At 69.0% G+C, this 16,951-nt stretch carries 16 protein-coding genes; 9 read left to right on the forward strand and 7 right to left on the reverse strand.

From position 1 onward, the window contains the following. Positions 1-10 precede the first annotated feature (10 nt). Positions 11-925, forward strand: a complete 915-nt coding sequence (locus JNUCC0626_RS38050) for an aldo/keto reductase (protein ID WP_394622192.1) — start codon at positions 11-13, stop codon at positions 923-925. A gap of 70 nt (positions 926-995) precedes the next feature. Here JNUCC0626_RS38050 and JNUCC0626_RS38055 read toward each other — a convergent pair whose 3' ends face one another. From JNUCC0626_RS38055 to JNUCC0626_RS38065, 3 genes are all read right to left on the reverse strand, one after another. Next, positions 996-1,448 (reverse strand): flavodoxin family protein, encoded by a 453-nt coding sequence (locus JNUCC0626_RS38055; RefSeq protein WP_394615503.1) that lies wholly within the window; start codon positions 1,446-1,448, stop codon positions 996-998. After that, the gene (locus JNUCC0626_RS38060) at positions 1,448-1,915 is read right to left on the reverse strand and encodes a hypothetical protein (RefSeq protein WP_394615504.1); all 468 of its coding nucleotides are present in this window, start codon (positions 1,913-1,915) and stop codon (positions 1,448-1,450) included. Before JNUCC0626_RS38060 ends, JNUCC0626_RS38055 begins: the two co-directional genes overlap by 1 nt. A gap of 72 nt (positions 1,916-1,987) precedes the next feature. Beyond that, positions 1,988-2,455, reverse strand: a complete 468-nt coding sequence (locus JNUCC0626_RS38065) for a hypothetical protein (protein ID WP_394615505.1) — start codon at positions 2,453-2,455, stop codon at positions 1,988-1,990. A gap of 20 nt (positions 2,456-2,475) precedes the next feature. On the opposite strand from JNUCC0626_RS38065, the gene JNUCC0626_RS38070 reads away from it, so the two are divergent. Both JNUCC0626_RS38070 and JNUCC0626_RS38075 read left to right on the forward strand, forming a co-directional pair. Then, positions 2,476-3,102, forward strand: a complete 627-nt coding sequence (locus JNUCC0626_RS38070) for a class I SAM-dependent methyltransferase (RefSeq protein WP_394615506.1) — start codon at positions 2,476-2,478, stop codon at positions 3,100-3,102. Between the two features lie 21 nt (positions 3,103-3,123). Beyond that, entirely contained in the window at positions 3,124-3,465 is a 342-nt protein-coding gene (locus JNUCC0626_RS38075) for a hypothetical protein (RefSeq protein WP_394615507.1), read from the forward strand. 18 nt (positions 3,466-3,483) lie between these two features. On the opposite strand, the gene JNUCC0626_RS38080 is transcribed toward JNUCC0626_RS38075, so the two are convergent. Genes JNUCC0626_RS38080 through JNUCC0626_RS38090 form a run of 3 tightly spaced genes read right to left on the reverse strand, consistent with a single transcriptional unit; the run spans position 3,484 to position 7,499 of the window. Further along, positions 3,484-5,088: a phospho-sugar mutase gene (locus JNUCC0626_RS38080; RefSeq protein ID WP_394615508.1), complete on the reverse strand. Its 1,605-nt coding sequence runs from the start codon at positions 5,086-5,088 to the stop codon at positions 3,484-3,486. Beyond that, the gene (locus JNUCC0626_RS38085; protein ID WP_394615509.1) at positions 5,085-5,876 is read right to left on the reverse strand and encodes a purine-nucleoside phosphorylase; all 792 of its coding nucleotides are present in this window, start codon (positions 5,874-5,876) and stop codon (positions 5,085-5,087) included. The genes JNUCC0626_RS38080 and JNUCC0626_RS38085 overlap by 4 nt, the downstream gene beginning before the upstream one ends. Before the next feature lie 9 nt (positions 5,877-5,885). Next, positions 5,886-7,499 carry a serine/threonine-protein kinase gene (locus JNUCC0626_RS38090; RefSeq protein WP_394615510.1) on the reverse strand — a complete coding sequence of 538 codons (1,614 nt, stop codon included), beginning with the start codon at positions 7,497-7,499 and terminating at the stop codon, positions 5,886-5,888. 114 nt (positions 7,500-7,613) lie between these two features. Between JNUCC0626_RS38090 and JNUCC0626_RS38095 the strand changes: the two genes are divergently transcribed. The 6 genes from JNUCC0626_RS38095 (at position 7,614) to JNUCC0626_RS38120 (ending at position 15,503) form a co-directional block, all read left to right on the forward strand. Then, positions 7,614-9,374 (forward strand): methylmalonyl-CoA mutase family protein, encoded by a 1,761-nt coding sequence (locus JNUCC0626_RS38095; RefSeq protein WP_394615511.1) that lies wholly within the window; start codon positions 7,614-7,616, stop codon positions 9,372-9,374. Then, on the forward strand, positions 9,371-11,506 hold the full coding sequence (gene scpA, locus JNUCC0626_RS38100) for a methylmalonyl-CoA mutase (RefSeq protein WP_394615512.1): 2,136 nt from the start codon (positions 9,371-9,373) through the stop codon (positions 11,504-11,506). The genes JNUCC0626_RS38095 and scpA overlap by 4 nt, the downstream gene beginning before the upstream one ends. Continuing rightward, on the forward strand, positions 11,499-12,491 hold the full coding sequence (meaB, locus tag JNUCC0626_RS38105) for a methylmalonyl Co-A mutase-associated GTPase MeaB (protein ID WP_394615513.1): 993 nt from the start codon (positions 11,499-11,501) through the stop codon (positions 12,489-12,491). The genes scpA and meaB overlap by 8 nt, the downstream gene beginning before the upstream one ends. A 56-nt stretch (positions 12,492-12,547) precedes the next feature. Continuing rightward, complete coding sequence (locus tag JNUCC0626_RS38110) at positions 12,548-12,838, forward strand: hypothetical protein (protein ID WP_382443454.1); 291 nt, start codon at positions 12,548-12,550, stop codon at positions 12,836-12,838. A gap of 218 nt (positions 12,839-13,056) precedes the next feature. Beyond that, positions 13,057-14,229 carry a M20 family metallopeptidase gene (locus JNUCC0626_RS38115; protein WP_394615514.1) on the forward strand — a complete coding sequence of 391 codons (1,173 nt, stop codon included), beginning with the start codon at positions 13,057-13,059 and terminating at the stop codon, positions 14,227-14,229. After that, on the forward strand, positions 14,226-15,503 hold the full coding sequence (locus JNUCC0626_RS38120; protein ID WP_394615515.1) for a M20 family metallopeptidase: 1,278 nt from the start codon (positions 14,226-14,228) through the stop codon (positions 15,501-15,503). Before JNUCC0626_RS38115 ends, JNUCC0626_RS38120 begins: the two co-directional genes overlap by 4 nt. Here the strand turns inward: JNUCC0626_RS38120 and JNUCC0626_RS38125 are convergent. Further along, the gene (locus JNUCC0626_RS38125) at positions 15,500-16,936 is read right to left on the reverse strand and encodes an alkaline phosphatase D family protein (protein WP_394615516.1); all 1,437 of its coding nucleotides are present in this window, start codon (positions 16,934-16,936) and stop codon (positions 15,500-15,502) included. The genes JNUCC0626_RS38120 and JNUCC0626_RS38125 overlap by 4 nt on opposite strands. Positions 16,937-16,951: the final 15 nt, after the last annotated feature.

The raw sequence follows: 16,951 nt of genomic DNA on the forward strand, positions 1-16,951 counted from the left end.
GCTCGGCTGCATGGGGATGTCGGAGTTCTACGGCGCGGGCGACGAGTCCGAGTCGATCGCGGTGATCCACCGGGCCCTCGAGCTCGGCGTCACCCTGCTCGACACCGCCGACATGTACGGGCCGCACGTGAACGAGGAACTGGTGGGCCGCGCGATCGCGGGCCGTCGTTCCGACGTGGTGCTCGCGACCAAGTTCGGCATCGTCCGGGACGAGGGCGGCCGTTCGATCCGGGGCGACCGCGAGTACGTGCGGTCGTCGGTCGAGGGATCGCTGAAGCGCCTCGGTGTGGACGTGATCGACCTCTACTACCTGCACCGCGTGTCTCCCTCGACGCCGATCGAGGAGACCGTCGGCGCGATGGCCGAGCTGGTCACCGAGGGCAAGGTGCGGTTCCTCGGCCTGTCCGAGGCGGGCGCCGACACGCTGCGCAGGGCCAACGCGGTGCACCAGATCACCGCGTTGCAGAGCGAGTGGTCGCTCTGGTCGCGCGACATCGAGGCCGAGATCGTGCCCACCGCCCGTGAGCTGGGCGTCGGCATCGTGCCTTACTCGCCTCTGGGGCGCGGCGTCCTGACCGGCCGTTTCACGTCTTCTGCTGATTTCGGTGCCGGTGACTTCCGTGCCGCGAACCCACGTTTCTCGGGCACGAACCTCGACACGAACCTCCGCATGGTCGAGGCGCTGCGAGCCTTGGCCGCCGAGCGGGGTGTGACGGCCGGCCAGCTCGCGCTGGCGTGGGTGCAGCACCGCGGGTCCGACGTCGTGCCGATCCCGGGCACGAAGCGGATCAAGTACCTGGAGGAGAACGTCGCGGCGGCGTCGCTGTCGTTGTCCGCCGACGACCTGGCCGCGATCGAGGCAGCCGTGCCCGCCTCGGCCGTCGCCGGTGACAGGTACCCCGACATGAGCTCGATCGGCCGCTAGAACATACGTTCGAAGATATCCCCAGGGTTGTCCACAGGGTGGGGACAAGAGGCTGTGGACAACCCTGGTTTCATGTGGACAACTGGGCCGCAACAGTCGCGCCGAGCTCCCAGCAAGCCTCCGCGTCGACCTTGCCCACCTCACCCGTCACGGTGACGTGCGGCGCCGCCTTCTCCCACGCCAACCCGGTGGTCGCGGTCTCCACACTCCTCACCGCACCCACCACGTCGTTGTTGCCGTGTACGTAAAGCCCGTACGGCCGACCTCGAGTGGAGTCGAGACACGGGTAGTAAACGGTGTCGAAGAAGTGCTTCAACGCACCGCTCATGTAGCCGAGGTTGGCGGGCGTCCCCAGCAGGTAGCCGTCGGCCTCCAGAACATCCACAGCGGTTGTGGACAACGCTGCTTTGCGGACGACCTCGACACCCTCGATCTCGGGGGTGGAGGCGCCGGCGACCACGGCCTCGAACATCGCCTGGAGGGCGGGCGACGGCGTGTGGTGGACGATCAGGAGGCGAGCCATCAGTAGTCCATCTCGTAGTCGTTGGTGTTCGGCGGAGTGACGTTCACGCCGAGCGCGACCAGATCGTCCGTGGTCACCGTCCGGACCGACGAGTCCACGATGCCGAGCAGCTCCTCGACGATGTCGAGGTGCGCCTCAAGCGACTTCTCGTTCAGCTCGTAGATCTCGCCGACCTTGTCGAGGACGCCGCTGCCCTCCAGCCTCTTGTGCAGCAGGCTGGCTTCGCCGAAGTTGCTCATCGGGCCCCTGATGGCCGCGTTCGAATCCACCGTGCCGTTCAGCATCATCCACATCGCCGGGTCGGTGCTCAGGTCGACTCCGAACGCCTTCAGCAGGCCGTCGCGGAGCTGAACCTGGTACTCCTTCATGTCGTCGCTGAACGCGCCGTAGAACATGTTGAGCCCGCGCCTGCTGTCCGGGTGCGCGTCGAGCACGGCCTGGGCGAGATCACGCCGCGTGTAGTCCATGAACGGCAACTTAGATGACCAAGCTGCGCCGGACCCACCGCATTTGCGCAGGCAGCACGGCCACCGGAAGGCTCAGTACCACTCGAAGTCGGGATCGGTCGGCTCCTCGTCGTCCACGCCGATCGCCCGCAGTTGCTCACTCGTCACGACCTGCCCGTCGTCCGGCTTGGCCAACTCCAGGATCATCACGGCCAGGTCGACGTGCCGCACCTGCGACTTGCGGTGCATCTCGTGCAGTTCATCGCACACCTCCAGCGTCCCGGTGCCGTCGACGCGCTTGTACAGCGGGCCGGCCTCGAGCACCCCGGAGAGCGGGGTCGTGTTGCTGCGGTACGAATGCGCGACGCTGTTCAGGAAGAACAGCAGGGCCGGCTCGTCCTTCAGGGTGAAGTCGAAGAGGTGTCGCAGGCCGCGCAGCAGGTCCCGGTGGTACGTCTGCATCCTCACCGCGAGTGAGGCGACAGGTGGAGTGGGGCCGAACTCGGGCATCTCGTGCGCGTTGAGGTAGGCGACCGCGAGATCACGCCGCGTGTAGTCCATGAGCGGCAACATAGATGACCATGACCCGCGCCTCCTACGACGTTGTTGCCGCCGACTACGCCCGCCTCATCCCGGACGCGCACGACGGCCGCCCGCTCGACGCCTCCATCATGCGAGCGTTCGCCGAACTGACGGACAGCCCGGTGGCGGACATCGGCTGCGGCACCGGCCGCATCACGCAGCACCTGCACGAACTGGGGCTGGAAGTCGAAGGCGTCGACCTGTCCGACGGCATGCTCGAACAGGCGAGAAAGTTGTACCCGCACCTCAAGTTCACCCAGGGCGACATGACCGCGCTGAACCTGGAGGACAACAGCCTCGGCGGCGCCGTCGTCTGGTACTCGACAGTCCACATGGCAGCGAATGAGGTGCCGTGGCACGAACTGCACCGGGTCCTCAGGCCTGGCGGACACCTGCTGCACGCCTTCAAACTGGGTGACCTGCGAAAGCCGCTCACCCACGCCTACGGCCACGACGTCGATCTCGAAGTCCACTGGCACGACATGGACGAGACCGTGAGCAACGCGACCAAAGCCGGGTTCAACGAAGTGGCGCGGTTGCAACGTCAGAAGGGTGTGGACGAAGGCGGACCGCAGGCGTTCCTGTTGATGACCAAACGGAACCCTGACGCCGGAAGCACGTCCTAAAGGGTGTACACAGGAGGGACCATGAAGACCACCGCCCTAATGCACACCAGCCCCCGTCAGCGGCGCATCACCTGGGGTTTCGGCCTCGGTGTCAGCATCGGCATGATCGGGATCGGACCCCTCTTCGCGTCCGTGTGGCCGGGGTTCGACCACAGCCCGTGGGACATCAACACGATGTTGTTCGGGCTCGGCGTGGGGCTCTGCGCGATCGCGTACATCTTCGGGCGGATCGCCGTGGCGGCCGTCACCGAAGGCCGTCGCAACGCGATCGCCCCACCGACCAGAAGGGCCTACCTCGTGGCCGGTGGGGGATTCGTTCTCGCCGTGCTCGCGCTGGCCTGGGCGCTCGTGTTCCCGGGCTAGTGGTGTGACGTCACACCACTAGCTGACGAGTTCCGTCACCCGTTCCCGCAGTTCAGCCAACCTGGCCCTACCTGACGCACGGGCGGACTCCAGTCCGTCCGTGACCGGTTCGACGACCTCCAGGTACGCCTTGAGCTTCGGCTCCGTGCCGGACGGGCGCACGATCACCCGCACGCCGTCGGCGGTCCAGCGCAGCACGTCCGCGCCGGGCAGCAGGTCCTCGGACGCGAAGTCACCCGGCGGTTCGGCGCGCAGTCGCGCCATCGTCGCGCCGATCAGGCTGAGATCGGTGTAGCGCAACGAGACCTGGTCGGTCAGGTGCAGGCCGTGGTCCAGCGCGAGCTGGTCCAGCGCGTCCAGCAACGTCCGCCCGGACGCCTTCAGGCCCGCGGCGAGGTCCGCGGCGACGACGGCGGCCGAGATGCCGTCCTTGTCCGCCACGAACTCCGGGTCCACGCAGTTGCCGAGCGCTTCCTCGTAGGCGAACACCAGGCCCTCGCCCGCGCGCGCCAGCCACTTGAAGCCCGTCAGCGTCTCCACGTACCGCGCGCCGTGCGCGGAAGCGATCGACTTCAACAGCGACGACGACACGATCGTCGTGGCCACCAACGGATCCGCGGACTCCGCGGTCGACAGCACGAGCGAACCGAGCAGCACGCCCGTCTCGTCGCCGCGCAACATCCGCCACGTCGAGCCGTCCCGCACGCCCAGCGCACACCGGTCCGCGTCCGGGTCCAGCGCGATGGCCAGGTCCGCATCCACCGACGCCGCAAGGGAAAGCAGCTCGTCGGACGCGCCGGGCTCCTCCGGGTTCGGGAACACCACGGTCGGGAAGTCCGGGTCCGGCACCGCCTGCGACCGCACCACGTGCACGTCGGTGAAACCCGCGCGCCGCAACGCTTCCACGGCGAACGCGCCACCCACGCCGTGCATCGGCGTCAGTGCGATCTTCAACGAACGCGAGTTCCCGCGCGGCAGCGACGCCACCCGCTCCAGGTACGCGTCGACGTCGGAGTCGGAAAGCGTTGTGTACGTGAAGTTCCGCGGCACGGACACCGCCGCCGGAACGCCCTCGATCGCCTTCTCGATCTCGCCGTCCGACGGCGGCACGATCTGCGAACCGCCGCTCAGATAGAGCTTGTAGCCGTTGTCCGCGGGCGGGTTGTGCGACGCCGTGATCTGGATCCCCGCCACCGCACCGTGTGCGCGCACCAGGTACGCCAGCACGGGCGTCGGCAACGGCCCCGGCAGCAACCGGACGTCGAACCCCGCCGCCGCCATCACCTCGGCGGCGGCCACGGCGAACTCCTCGGAGCCGTGCCGCGCGTCCCGGCCCACGAACACCACGCCGGAGGACGATCCGAGCCACGCCGCCAGCCCGGCGGTCGTGCGGACCACCGTGGCGACGTTCATGCCGTTGGTGCCCGCGCGCACCGGCCCGCGCAGCCCGGCCGTGCCGAACGTGAGCGGACCGGCCATCCGGTCTTGGAGGTCCTCCAAGGCGGCGGGGTCGCCGCCCATCGCCCGCGCCAACACGGTCTGCAGCTCGGTTCGGGTCGCGTCCGACGGGTCGTCAGCGATCCACCGGAACGTCGCGTCGCGCAGTGCCGGCGTCAGGCTCATGCCCGCGCCACCAGCTCGCGCAGCAGCGTGCCCATGCGCTCGGCGGCCGCGGCACCGGCCTCCAGCACCTCCTGGTGGTTCAGCGGCTCACCGGTGATGCCCGCCGCGAGGTTCGTGACCAGCGACAACCCGAACACCTCGACGCCCTCGGCACGCGCGGCGATCGCCTCGTGCACGGTCGACATGCCGACCAGGTCCGCGCCCATCGTGCGCAGCATCCGGATCTCGGCGGGCGTCTCGAAGTGCGGGCCGGGCAGCCCCGCGTACACGCCCTCCTCCAACGACGAATCGATCTCCTGCGCGACCTTGCGCAGCCGCGGCGAGTACAGGTCCGTGAGGTCCACGAACCGCGCCCCGACCAGCGGCGACACCGCCGTCAGGTTCAGGTGGTCGGAGATCAGCACCGGCTGCCCGACGGACATGCCCTGCCGCAGGCCACCGGCCGCGTTGGTGAGCACGACCGTCTGCACGCCCGCGGCCGCGACCGTGCGCACGCCGTGGACGACCTTCTGAACGCCCTTGCCTTCGTAGCCGTGGGTGCGGCCGAGCACGACGAGGACCTTCTTGCCCCCGACCTCGACGGAACGGATGGTGCCGCCGTGGCCGAGCGCGGTCGGCGCCTCGAAGCCCGTCAGCTCGCCCACCGGGATCTCGGTGACGGGGTCGCCGATCACGTCGGCGGCGGGCCGCCAGCCGGAGCCGAGCACGATGGCGATGTCGTGCTTCGCGTTGCCGGTGCGGCTCTGGATCTCTTCCGCGGCCTTGCCGGCCAGCTCTTCTGGAGTCACCGCGAGAGCTTAAACCGGGGCGAACGTCGAGGCGATCGCGTCGAAGAGGCGCGCGCGTGCCTCGTCCTCCTGCTCCGTGGGCACGATCACCTCGACCACCCACAGGTCGTTGCCGTACGGCAGCACCCGCGAGAAGTGCGACCGCCGCAGCGCGTCCCGGCCCTCGCCCTCGACGGTCTTGTAGACGAGCTGGATGCTGTCCTCGTTGCGCGGCCCCGCGAGGTTCGGCGTCGCCACCTTCTCGCCGCCGAAGAACGCGTCGGGCCAGTGCGCGATCACGCCGGTGACGTACGACTCGATGTCGCGCTTCGGGTAGAACTCGGGGAACCGCCGGACCGTCACCTCGTACGCACCGCTCCCGGACACGAAGTGCACCACCGCGGACGCGGGCCACCACGAGTCGCCGACCCGCTGCTCGGCGTAGGTCGTCCAGCTCTGCTCGACGCTCAGCGTGAACTTGCCGCCCTGGTCGCCGTTCGCGAACGCGGCCGACGCGGTGCGCTGCTGCAGGGTCGCCGACGTGGGCAGGGTCGGCAGCGTGGGCAGGGTCTGCGCGGTCGGCGGCAGCAGGGGCGCGCCCGCCGCGTACCTGGTCAGCGCGAACCCGCCGCCCGACCCCACGATGAACAGCAGCACGGCCGCGACCAGCACGAACACCGTCGCGACCCGGCTGCGGCGGCGGGCCGGTTCGACGGGGTTGGTGAGGAGGAACGGCAACGGACCGGGGTCGTCGGCCAGCGGCGCGTCCGGCTGGATCTTGGGCTTGGGCCGCACGACGACCGGCAACGGCACGGCGTTGCGCACCTCGAACGCGTCGGTGCCCGGCTCCGGCAGCAACGCGTAGACCTGCTTGCGGACGTCGACGAGCGACAGCCGGTCGCCGGCGTCCTTGCGCATCAGCCCGCTGATCACGGGGGAGAGCCTGCCCGCGCCCGCCGGCACCGGGACCTCGCCGTGGATGACGGCGTTGATCGTCTGCATGACGTTCTTGCCCACGTACGGCGGCTCGCCCGCCATCGCGGCCCACATCGTCGCGCCGAGCGACCACCGGTCCGCGGCCGCCGACACGTCACCACCCTGCGCCACCTCGGGCGCGATGTAGGCGGGCGTGCCGAGCGTGATGCCGCGCGCGGTCATGGTGGCCTCGGCGACGTTGCGCGCGATGCCGAAGTCGGTGAGCTTCACCCGGCCGTCGTCCGCGATGAGGACGTTGCCGGGCTTCACGTCCCGGTGCGTGATGCCCGCCCGGTGCGCCGACGCCAGCGCCGCCGCCACCGCGTCGAGCACGGCCGCACCCTGCTTCTCGGTGAGGCAGCCCTGCTCCTGCAACACCTCGCCGAGGCTGCGCGACGGCACGAGTTCCATCACGACGTACGGGTCGCCGTCGTGCTGGACGACGTCGTAGAGCGTGACGAGGTTCGGGTGGGACAACGCGGCGACGGCCCGTGCCTCGCGCATCGTGCGTTCCCTGAGCAGGTCGGCCTCGACGTCGGGCATGCCCGGAGGCCGCAGGATTCCCTTGACCGCGACCTGCCTGCGCAGCACCTCGTCGTGGGCAGCCCAGACGGTGCCCATCGAGCCCTGGCCCAGCAGGTGCAGCAGCCGGTACCTAGCCGCGATCAAGCGATCCTGGTCACCGTTCTCCACGTTCCCATTGTTCCTGACACACTGACTGCATCGTTAACGGCGGTGAACCTCACATAGCCGTGTCGGTACTGGTCGGTAACACTGCAACGCATGATGGAGTTGGCCTTGCCCGCCGAATTCCGCCCGAACGAGTTCCCCGCAGCGTCGCAAGAGCAGTGGCGTGAGCTGGTCGACGCTGTCCTCCGCAAGACCGGCGCGAGCTACGACTCGCTGGTCACCAGGACGTACGACGGCATCGAACTCCAGCCGCTCTACACCCTTTCCGACGCCCCCCCGGTGCCTTACGCGCTGGCGCCCGTCCGCCAGGGCTGGGACGTCCGGCAGCGCCACGCCGTGCCCGATCCGGTGGCGTTGATGAACGACCTGGAGGGCGGCGTCACCTCGTTGTGGCTGTCCGTCCCGCCGTCGTCGCTGGAACGGCTGCTCGACGGCGTCTACCTCGATCTCGCACCGGTGGTGCTCGACGGTTCGGTGGACCTGGCGCGCGCGATGCTGCGGGTGTGGGACCAGGCGCCGGTGCTGGCTTCCGAGGTGCGCGGCAACCTGGGGCTGGCGCCGTTCGGCGAGGCCCTCGACGTCATCCGCGCGGCATCCGCCTTCCCCGCTCTGCGGACGTGTGTGGTGGACGCGCTGCCGTTCCACGACGCGGGTGGTTCGGACGCCGAGGAGTTGGGCGCTTCGCTGGCGCTGGGCGTCTCGTACCTGCGTGCGCTGACCGCGGCCGGGTTCTCCGAGGCTGCTGCTTTCGGTGCGCTGGAGTTCCGGTTCGCCGCGACGGCCGACCAGTTCTCGACGATCGCGAAGCTGCGGGCGGCGCGGCGGTTGTGGGCTCGGGTGGCCGAGGTGTCGGGCGTTTCCGACGCTGTTCAGGTGCAGCACGCCGTGACGTCGTCGGCGATGATGACCCGCCGCGATCCCTGGGTGAACATGCTGCGCACGACCATCGCCTGCCTCGCGGCGGGTCTGGGCGGGGCGGACGCGGTGACGGTGCAACCGTTCGACGCGGCCATCGGGCTGCCGGACGAGTTCGCGCGGCGGATCGCGCGCAACACGCAGAACCTGCTGCTGGAGGAGTCGCACCTCGGCGAGGTGATCGACCCCGCGGCCGGGTCCTGGTACGTCGAGCAGCTGACCGACGCGCTGGCCGTCCAGGCCTGGGCCTGGTTCCAGGAGATCGAACGCGCCGGTGGGATCGCCGAGGCCGGGTCGCTGGTGGCCGGCCGTCTCGCCTCGACGTGGGCGGCGCGGTCGGCTCGGCTCGCGAACCGCCGCGACCCGATCACGGGCGTCAGCGAGTTCCCGAACCTGACCGAGAAGCCCGTCGTCCGCGAACCCTTCCGGATCGATTCCGACTCGCAGGCCCCCTGGGGGGATGCACCCCCCACTCCAAGTTTCTCAGGCAGGTCTGACAATTTCGGGCTGCCGCGGGTGCGTTATGCACAGGCCTTCGAGGAGCTGCGCGACCTCGCCGAAGCCCAGCCCGAACGCCCGCAGGTCTTCCTGGCCACCCTCGGCCCGGTGGCCGCCCACACCGCACGCGCCACCTTCGCGGCGAACCTCTTCAACGCGGGTGGCTTCGCCACCCCGAACGCCGGCCCCACCAAGACCGCGCAGGAAGTGGCCGAACGCTTCCAGGAATCCGGCGCGAAGATCGCGGTCGTGTGCGGCAGCGACACCAGCTACGCCGACCAGGCCGTCGACACCGTCGAGGCCCTGCGCAAGGCCGGCGCTGAACGGGTACTCCTCGCGGGCAAGAAGACCGAGGCCGAAGTCGACGGCTTCGTCTTCATGGGCTGCCCGGCGCTGGAAATCCTGAACAACACCTACGACTTCCTGGGAGTGGAGCGATGATCCCCAACTTCGCGGACATCGACCTCGGCCCCCTCCCGCAGGCCAAGTACGAGACCGACCTGCCGAACTGGGAGACCCCGGAAGGCATCGCGGTCAAACCGGTCTACGGCCCGGAGGACAGCGAGGGCCTGGACTTCCTCCAGACCTACCCCGGCGTGGCGCCCTTCCTCAGGGGCCCGTACCCCACGATGTACGTCAACCAGCCGTGGACCGTCCGCCAGTACGCGGGCTTCTCGACGGCCGAGGAGTCGAACGCCTTCTACCGCCGCAACCTCGCCGCGGGCCAGAAGGGCCTCTCCGTCGCGTTCGACCTCGCCACCCACCGCGGCTACGACTCGGACCACCCGCGGGTCGCCGGTGACGTCGGCATGGCGGGCGTGGCCATCGACTCCATCTACGACATGCGCACGCTGTTCGACGGCATCCCGCTCGACAAGATGTCCGTGTCGATGACGATGAACGGCGCGGTGCTGCCGATCCTCGCCCTGTTCGTGGTGGCGGCGGAGGAGCAGGGGGTGAAGCCGGAGCAGCTCATGGGGACGATCCAGAACGACATCCTCAAGGAGTTCATGGTCCGCAACACCTACATCTACCCGCCCAAGCAGTCGATGCGGATCATCTCCGACATCTTCTCCTTCACGTCCCAGCACATGCCGAAGTACAACTCCATCTCCATCTCCGGCTACCACATGCAGGAGGCCGGGGCGACGGCCGATCTGGAGCTGGCGTACACGCTGGCGGACGGCGTCGAGTACATCCGCGCGGGCAAGGCGGCCGGGCTCGACGTCGACAAGTTCGCGCCACGCCTCAGCTTCTTCTGGGCCATCGGCATGAACTACTTCATGGAGATCGCCAAGATGCGGGCCGCGCGGCTGCTCTGGGCGAAGCTGGTCAACGACTTCGAGCCGAAGAGCCAGAAGTCGTTGAGCCTGCGGACCCACTGCCAGACGAGCGGGTGGAGCCTCACCGCGCAGGACGTGTTCAACAACGTCGCGCGCACGTGCGTCGAGGCGATGGCGGCGACGCAGGGACACACGCAGTCGTTGCACACCAACGCACTCGACGAAGCGTTGGCGCTGCCGACCGACTTCTCGGCGCGCATCGCCCGCAACACCCAGCTGCTGCTGCAACAGGAATCGGGCACCACGCGCGTCATCGACCCGTGGGGCGGCAGCGCGTACGTCGAGCGCCTCACCAACGAACTCGCCGCCAAGGCGTGGGAGCACATCAGCGAGGTCGAGAAGGCCGGCGGCATGGCCCGCGCGATCGACGAGGGGATCCCCAAGCTGCGCATCGAGGAGGCGGCGGCGCGCACCCAGGCGCGCATCGACTCCGGCCGTCAGCCCGTCATCGGCGTCAACAAGTACCTGGTGACCAACGACGAGCAGATCGAGGTCCTCAAGGTCGACAACGCGGGCGTGCGCGCGCAGCAGCTCGAAAAGCTGCGCAGGCTCCGGGAAGAACGCGACCAGTCCGCTGTGGACAGTGCACTGGCCGCACTCACCAAGGCGGCGACCGGCGAGGGGAACCTGCTGGAGCTGGCGATCAACGCCGCCCGCGCCAAGGCCACCGTCGGCGAGATCTCCGAGTCGCTCGGCAAGGTGTGGGGCCGCCACAGCGCGCAGATCCGCACCATCTCAGGGGTCTACCGGCAGGAGGTCGGCTCTGTGTCCAACGTGGACTCCTGCCGCGAGGTCGTCGAGACGTTCGCCGAAGAAGAGGGCCGCCGCCCGCGCATCCTCGTCGCCAAGATGGGACAGGACGGCCATGACCGCGGCCAGAAGGTGATCGCCACGGCGTTCGCGGACCTCGGCTTCGACGTCGACGTCGGTCCGCTGTTCCAGACGCCGGAGGAGGTCGCGCACCAGGCCGTGGAGGCCGACGTGCACATTGTCGGCGTCAGCTCGCTCGCCGCCGGCCACCTCACGCTCGTCCCGGCGCTCAGAGAAGAACTCGCCAAACTCGGCCGCGAGGACATCATGATCGTCGTCGGTGGCGTCATTCCGCCGCAGGACTTCGACGAGCTGTACGCGGCGGGCGCGGCGGCGATCTTCCCGCCCGGCACGGTGATCGCGGACGCGGCCAAGGACCTGCTGGTGAAGCTCGCGAAGCAGCTCGGACACCATGGCTAGGGCGATTGATGTCGCCGAGTACGTGAAAGGCGTTCTCGACGGCAACCGCGGCGTGCTGGCCAGAGCCATCACGCTCGTCGAGTCCACGCGGGCAGACCACCGGGCCAAGGCCCAGGAGCTGCTGGTCGAGCTGCTCCCGAAGGCCGGCAACGCGATCCGCGTCGGCATCACCGGCGTGCCCGGCGTCGGCAAGTCGACGTTCATCGACGCCCTCGGCACCGCGCTGACCGGGCAGGGCCACCGGGTCGCGGTGCTCGCCGTCGACCCGTCCTCGACCCGCACCGGCGGCAGCATTCTGGGCGACAAGACGCGGATGCAGCGCCTTTCGGTGGACCGCAACGCGTTCATCAGGCCGTCGCCCACGTCCGGCACGCTCGGCGGCGTCGCCAAGGCCACGCGCGAGACGATCGTGCTGGTCGAGGCCGCCGGGTTCGACGTCGTGCTGGTCGAGACGGTCGGTGTCGGGCAGTCCGAGGTGGCCGTCGCCAACATGACGGACTGCTCGCTGTTCCTGACGCTGGCGCGCACCGGCGACCAGCTGCAGGGGATCAAGAAGGGCATCCTGGAGCTCGCGGACGTCATCGCGGTCAACAAGGCCGACGGCGATCACGAGCTGGACGCCCGCAAGGCCGCGCGCGAACTGGCCGGGGCGCTCAAGTTGCTGCGCCCGCCGGACGCGTTGTGGCACCCGCCGGTGCTCACCTGCTCGGGTCTCACCGGAGCCGGTCTGGACGACCTGTGGTCCCGAGTGCTGGAACACCGGCGGACGCTCGAAGAGGCCGGTGAACTGGACGAGCGACGTCGACGTCAGCAGGTCGAGTGGACCTGGATGATGGTCCACGACGAACTGTGGCGACAGGTGCGCGAGAGCAGCGCCGTGCGGTCGTTGGCCCCCACTCTCGAAGAGAAGGTCCGACTCGGCGAACTCACCGCCACCCTTGCGGCCGAGCAGATTTTGAAGGCGTTCCAATCGGACTCACGGTAGGCGCTTAACTAGTTTGGGTGACCTTCGATCGTGGTATTCGAGGTAGAGTTCAGGCCATGTCGAGGTTGCTGCTGGCCTGCGTGTTCTCGCTGATGAGCGTTCTCGGGATCGCCGGAGTGGCGTCCGCGCAAGAGGCGGCGAACACGCCTGTCGCGGCCGCTCAGCAGACGACTGTCAACCCGGCGCCCGACGTGAACGCGCCGCAGGAGCCGTCGCCTGAAGCTCGTGAGGAGACCAAGCGCAAGCTGTGGATCGGCGGCATCGCCGTGGTCCTGTTCGCGCTGGTCTACTACCGCAACAAGAAGCGGTGGGCGAAGTGGCGCAAGGAGCGCGCGGCCAAGAAGTAGGTGAGTGGTAACTGCCGCGCGTCGTTCGAGGTGGGACGACTCGTCCCAAATGATGGGACGCGATAGTCAAAATTAAGCGTGTCTCTCGACCATTTGCGTCATCGTTGATCGGTCAGACCGAAACTCGCTCGCCGCTCGGCGCAGCGCTGCGACCGGCCGTCCGGTTGATCATCATCAGCGCACCGCGTCCGTCAAGTGGTGATGCAGGATGGTGGCCAATGGGTACCGACTTGAAGATCAGCACACGCTCGACCGTCGAGCGGTACTCCGACGCGCTGCTGGACCTGTCGCACTCGATCCACGCCGAGCCCGAGCTCGCCTTCGAGGAGCACCGCAGCGTCGAGAAGATCGCCTCCTTGCTGGTCAAGGAGGGTTTCGAGGTCGAGCGCGGGGTCGCTGATCTGGACACCGCGTTCGTCGCGACGTTCGGCGACGGCGAACTCGTTCTGGGCCTTTGCGCCGAATACGACGCATTGCCCGAAGTCGGGCACGCGTGCGGTCACAACGTGATCGCGGCCGCTTCGGTCGGCACGGCGTTCGCTCTGCGTGACGTCGCCGACCAGTTGGGTGTCACCATCAAGGTGATCGGCACTCCGGCGGAAGAGGTCGGCGGCGGCAAGGTGCTCATGCTGGAACGAGGCGTGTTCGACGACGTCTCGCTCTCGATGATGGTGCACCCCGCGCCGTACGAGTCGTGCGCCGCGAAGTCGCTGGCCATCACGGACCTGGAAGTGCACTACAAGGGCAAGCCGTCGCACGCGGCGGCCGCTCCGCACCTCGGTGTCAACGCCGCGGACGCGGTGACGATCGCGCAGATGTCGATCAGTCTGCTGCGGCAGCACTTCGAGCCCGGCCAGATGGTGAGCGGCATCGTCACCAACGGCGGTACCGTGCCGAACGTAATACCCGCCCGTGCGTCGGCGATGTTCGACGTGAGGGCGGAAAACCTGGAATCGTTGCAGCGCCTGGAGAACCGTATCCGGGACTGCTTTTCAGCCGGTGCGCTCGCGACCGGCTGCACCCATGAGGTGGTGCAGGTCTCACCGATCTACGCCGAGTTGACTCCCGACCCGTGGCTCGCGGACGCCTATCGGCGTGCGGCCACCGAGCTGGGCAGACGACCGCTCTCGCCGGAACAGGAACAGCGAGAGAAGATCGGGAGCACCGACATGGGCAACGTCACCAGAGTGTTGCCCGCAATCCACCCGACCATCGCCATCGACTGCGGAGACGCGGTGAACCACCAACAAGAGTTCGCGACCGCCTGTGCCTCGGCGTCGGCCGACCGTGCGCTCCTCGACGGAGCACTTGCCATGGCTTGGACGACGATCGCGACAGCCACCGATTCCCGGCAGCGAGCACGGCTGCTGGCCCGCGGAGGTGCGGCATGACGGTTCTGGACTCCCGGCCTTCGGGCTCCTCAACTGTGAAGACGTCCCCTGAGATGCTCGTCGACCCCACCGGGGTGAGCATGTCTCCTGTGGATGATCTCGGTGAAGGCCGCGGCCCGGCCTGGCTCGACGACTGGTTGAAGGCGCACGCCTCCGACGTCGTCGCCTGGCGTCGCCACATCCACGCCAACCCGGAGCTCTCCCGGCGCGAGTACAACACCACCGAACTCGTGGCGAAGCTGCTGCGCGAGGTGGGCCTCAAGCCGCGCATCCTCCCCGGCGGCACCGGCCTGATCTGCGACATCGGTAACGGCCCCCGCTGCGTGGCACTTCGCGCGGACATGGACGCCCTGCCGCTGCACGAGAACACCGGCCTGCCGTTCGGCTCCACTGTGGACGGTGTGTCGCACGCGTGCGGTCACGACGCCCACACCACGGTCCTGCTCGGCACCGCGCTGGCGCTCGCGTCGGCGACGGAACTGCCGGGCCGCATCCGTCTGGTGTTCCAGCCGGCGGAGGAGGTCATGCCGGGCGGCGCGCTCGACGTGCTCGCCGCGGGCGGCCTCGACGGCGTGGAGCGGATCTTCGGCCTGCACTGCGACCCGCGTCTGCAGGTCGGCCGCATCGGCACCCGCATCGGCGCCATCACGTCGGCGTCCGACCTGCTGGAGCTGCGGCTCTCCTCGCCCGGCGGCCACACCTCGCGCCCGCACCTCACCGCGGACCTGGTGCACGCCCTCGGCACGGTCATCACCGGCCTGCCGACCATGCTGTCGCGCCGCGTCGACCCCCGCTCCGGCACCGTCCTGGTGTGGGGCGCGGTGCACGCGGGCGAGGCGCCGAACGCCGTCCCGCAGGACGGCCTGGTGCGCGGCACGCTGCGCACCGGCGACCGCGACATCTGGGCCGAGCTGGAACCCCTGGTCAAGGACCTCGTCACGGGCCTGCTGGCCCCGACGGGCGTCGGTTTCGACCTGCACCACCGCCGCGGCGTGCCGCCGGTGGTCAACGACCGCGAGTCGACCCAGATCCTGCGCGCCGGCATCGAGGCCGCACTGGGCGACGACGCGCTCGCAGGTACCGAGCAGTCCTCCGGTGGGGAGGACTTCGGCTGGTACCTGGAGCACGTACCCGGCTCGTTCGCACGTCTCGGCGTGTGGAACGGTCAGGAGAAGCAGCGCGATCTGCACCAGCCGACGTTCGACCTCGACGAGCGCGCGCTCCTCGTCGGGGTTCGCGTCATGGTGCACACGGCGTTGGCTGCTCTCGCCTAGAGCGGAACCCTCTCGGTCAGAGCAGTGTTGTGGCGCGTGCGGAACGAATTCGCACGCGCCACAGTGCTGTCCGGGTCAGTCCGGTCCGCCACGTAGTACCAGTCGTAGCGCACCTCCTCGGCCGTGACGCGCAGCGTCCCGACCCCGTGCGAGTCCAGTTCGATGAACTTGACGTGCGGGTTCAGCGCCTGGATCTGCGCCTCCAGCACCAACGACCCGGTGCGCGGCGGCACCTTCAGGATCTCGTCGAAGTTGTCCGAGGTCAGCGACGTCGTGATGTACTCGGTCGCCACCGAACGCCCCTCGAACGGCACCTCGCACGCCCACGAGCTGTGGATGTCCCCGGTCAGGAACACCGTGTTCTTCCGGTCGCCGAGCGCGCGCAGCACGAGTTCGCGGTCTGCCGGGAAACCGTCCCACTGGTCGGGGTTCGACGGCGGGAAGCCCGGCAGCGGCGGGATCTTGAACGGGCTGATCATCACCGAGTTGCCGACGAGCTGCCAGCGCGCGGAGTCGGTGGTCAGCCGGTCGATCAGCCAGGCCCGTTGCGCGGCACCGAGAATCGTCGTGTCGGTGCGGTACGAGCGCAGGTCCAGCATGGTGAGCGACGCGAGGTCGCCGAACGCGAAGCTGCGGTCCAGCTTGCCCTCGCGGATCGGCATCCACTCGAAGTAGGCCTGCGTCGCGGCGGCCATCCGCACCGCCCACGGCCCCTCGGTGGCCGGATCGTGCAGTGGTGAGCCGATGCTCGACGAGTTGTCGGCGCTCTCGTGGTCGTCCCACGTGCAGATCACCGGATGCGCCTGGTGGAGGGCCTGGACGTGCCGGTCGGTCTTGTACTGCGCGTGGCGGCGGCGGTAGTCGTCGAGCGTCACGCACTCGTGCGGCGGGTCCGACGGGCGGACCGCGGGCGTGTAGACGCCCTCGTAGATGTAGTCGCCCAGGTGGATCACGGCGTCGAGTTCCTGCCGGGCCAGGAAGCCGTAGCCCGCGAAGTGTCCGGCCGACCAGTTCGCGCACGACGCGACCCCGAAGTTCAGCTCGGACCCGCACGGGGCGGTTTTCGTCCTGCCGACGGGCGACACGACGTTGCCGACGCGGAACCGGTACCAGTAGCGGTGGTTCGGGCGCAGGCCGTGCACCTCGACCTTCACCGTGTGGTCGCGAGCCGCCGACGTGCGCGTGACGCCGCGTTTCACCACGTGCAGGAACCGCTGGTCGGCGGCGACCTCCCAGCGGATCGCGGCGGGCGTCACCACGCGCGTCCACAGCAGGACGCCGTCGGGCAACGGGTCGCCGGACGCGACACCGTGGTCGAACGCGGCGGGAGTGGTGGGAGCGGTGTGGTCGGGAGCGGCGTGGGCGGTACCGGTGGAAGCGGCACCGGCCACGGCAGCCCCGATCAGGAATGAACGACGATCAACCCCAGTCATGCCGTCAGCATGCCG

Origin of the sequence: Lentzea sp. JNUCC 0626, assembly GCF_043632865.1 — a bacterium.
Lineage (GTDB): Bacteria > Actinomycetota > Actinomycetes > Mycobacteriales > Pseudonocardiaceae > Lentzea.

What these genes read in the sequence shown, in the direction of transcription:
- JNUCC0626_RS38075 (WP_394615507.1), top strand. Translation starts at nt 3,124, where the DNA reads ATGAAGACCACCGCCCTAATGCACACCAGCCCCCGTCAGCGGCGCATC.
- JNUCC0626_RS38125 (WP_394615516.1), bottom strand. Translation starts at nt 16,936, where the DNA reads ATGACTGGGGTTGATCGTCGTTCATTCCTGATCGGGGCTGCCGTGGCC.
- JNUCC0626_RS38065 (WP_394615505.1), bottom strand. Translation starts at nt 2,455, where the DNA reads ATGGACTACACGCGGCGTGATCTCGCGGTCGCCTACCTCAACGCGCAC.
- JNUCC0626_RS38095 (WP_394615511.1), top strand. Translation starts at nt 7,614, where the DNA reads ATGATGGAGTTGGCCTTGCCCGCCGAATTCCGCCCGAACGAGTTCCCC.
- JNUCC0626_RS38080 (WP_394615508.1), bottom strand. Translation starts at nt 5,088, where the DNA reads ATGAGCCTGACGCCGGCACTGCGCGACGCGACGTTCCGGTGGATCGCT.
- JNUCC0626_RS38060 (WP_394615504.1), bottom strand. Translation starts at nt 1,915, where the DNA reads ATGGACTACACGCGGCGTGATCTCGCCCAGGCCGTGCTCGACGCGCAC.
- scpA (WP_394615512.1), top strand. Translation starts at nt 9,371, where the DNA reads ATGATCCCCAACTTCGCGGACATCGACCTCGGCCCCCTCCCGCAGGCC.
- JNUCC0626_RS38120 (WP_394615515.1), top strand. Translation starts at nt 14,226, where the DNA reads ATGACGGTTCTGGACTCCCGGCCTTCGGGCTCCTCAACTGTGAAGACG.
- JNUCC0626_RS38115 (WP_394615514.1), top strand. Translation starts at nt 13,057, where the DNA reads ATGGGTACCGACTTGAAGATCAGCACACGCTCGACCGTCGAGCGGTAC.
- JNUCC0626_RS38055 (WP_394615503.1), bottom strand. Translation starts at nt 1,448, where the DNA reads ATGGCTCGCCTCCTGATCGTCCACCACACGCCGTCGCCCGCCCTCCAG.
- JNUCC0626_RS38050 (WP_394622192.1), top strand. Translation starts at nt 11, where the DNA reads ATGGGGATGTCGGAGTTCTACGGCGCGGGCGACGAGTCCGAGTCGATC.
- meaB (WP_394615513.1), top strand. Translation starts at nt 11,499, where the DNA reads ATGGCTAGGGCGATTGATGTCGCCGAGTACGTGAAAGGCGTTCTCGAC.
- JNUCC0626_RS38070 (WP_394615506.1), top strand. Translation starts at nt 2,476, where the DNA reads ATGACCCGCGCCTCCTACGACGTTGTTGCCGCCGACTACGCCCGCCTC.
- JNUCC0626_RS38110 (WP_382443454.1), top strand. Translation starts at nt 12,548, where the DNA reads ATGTCGAGGTTGCTGCTGGCCTGCGTGTTCTCGCTGATGAGCGTTCTC.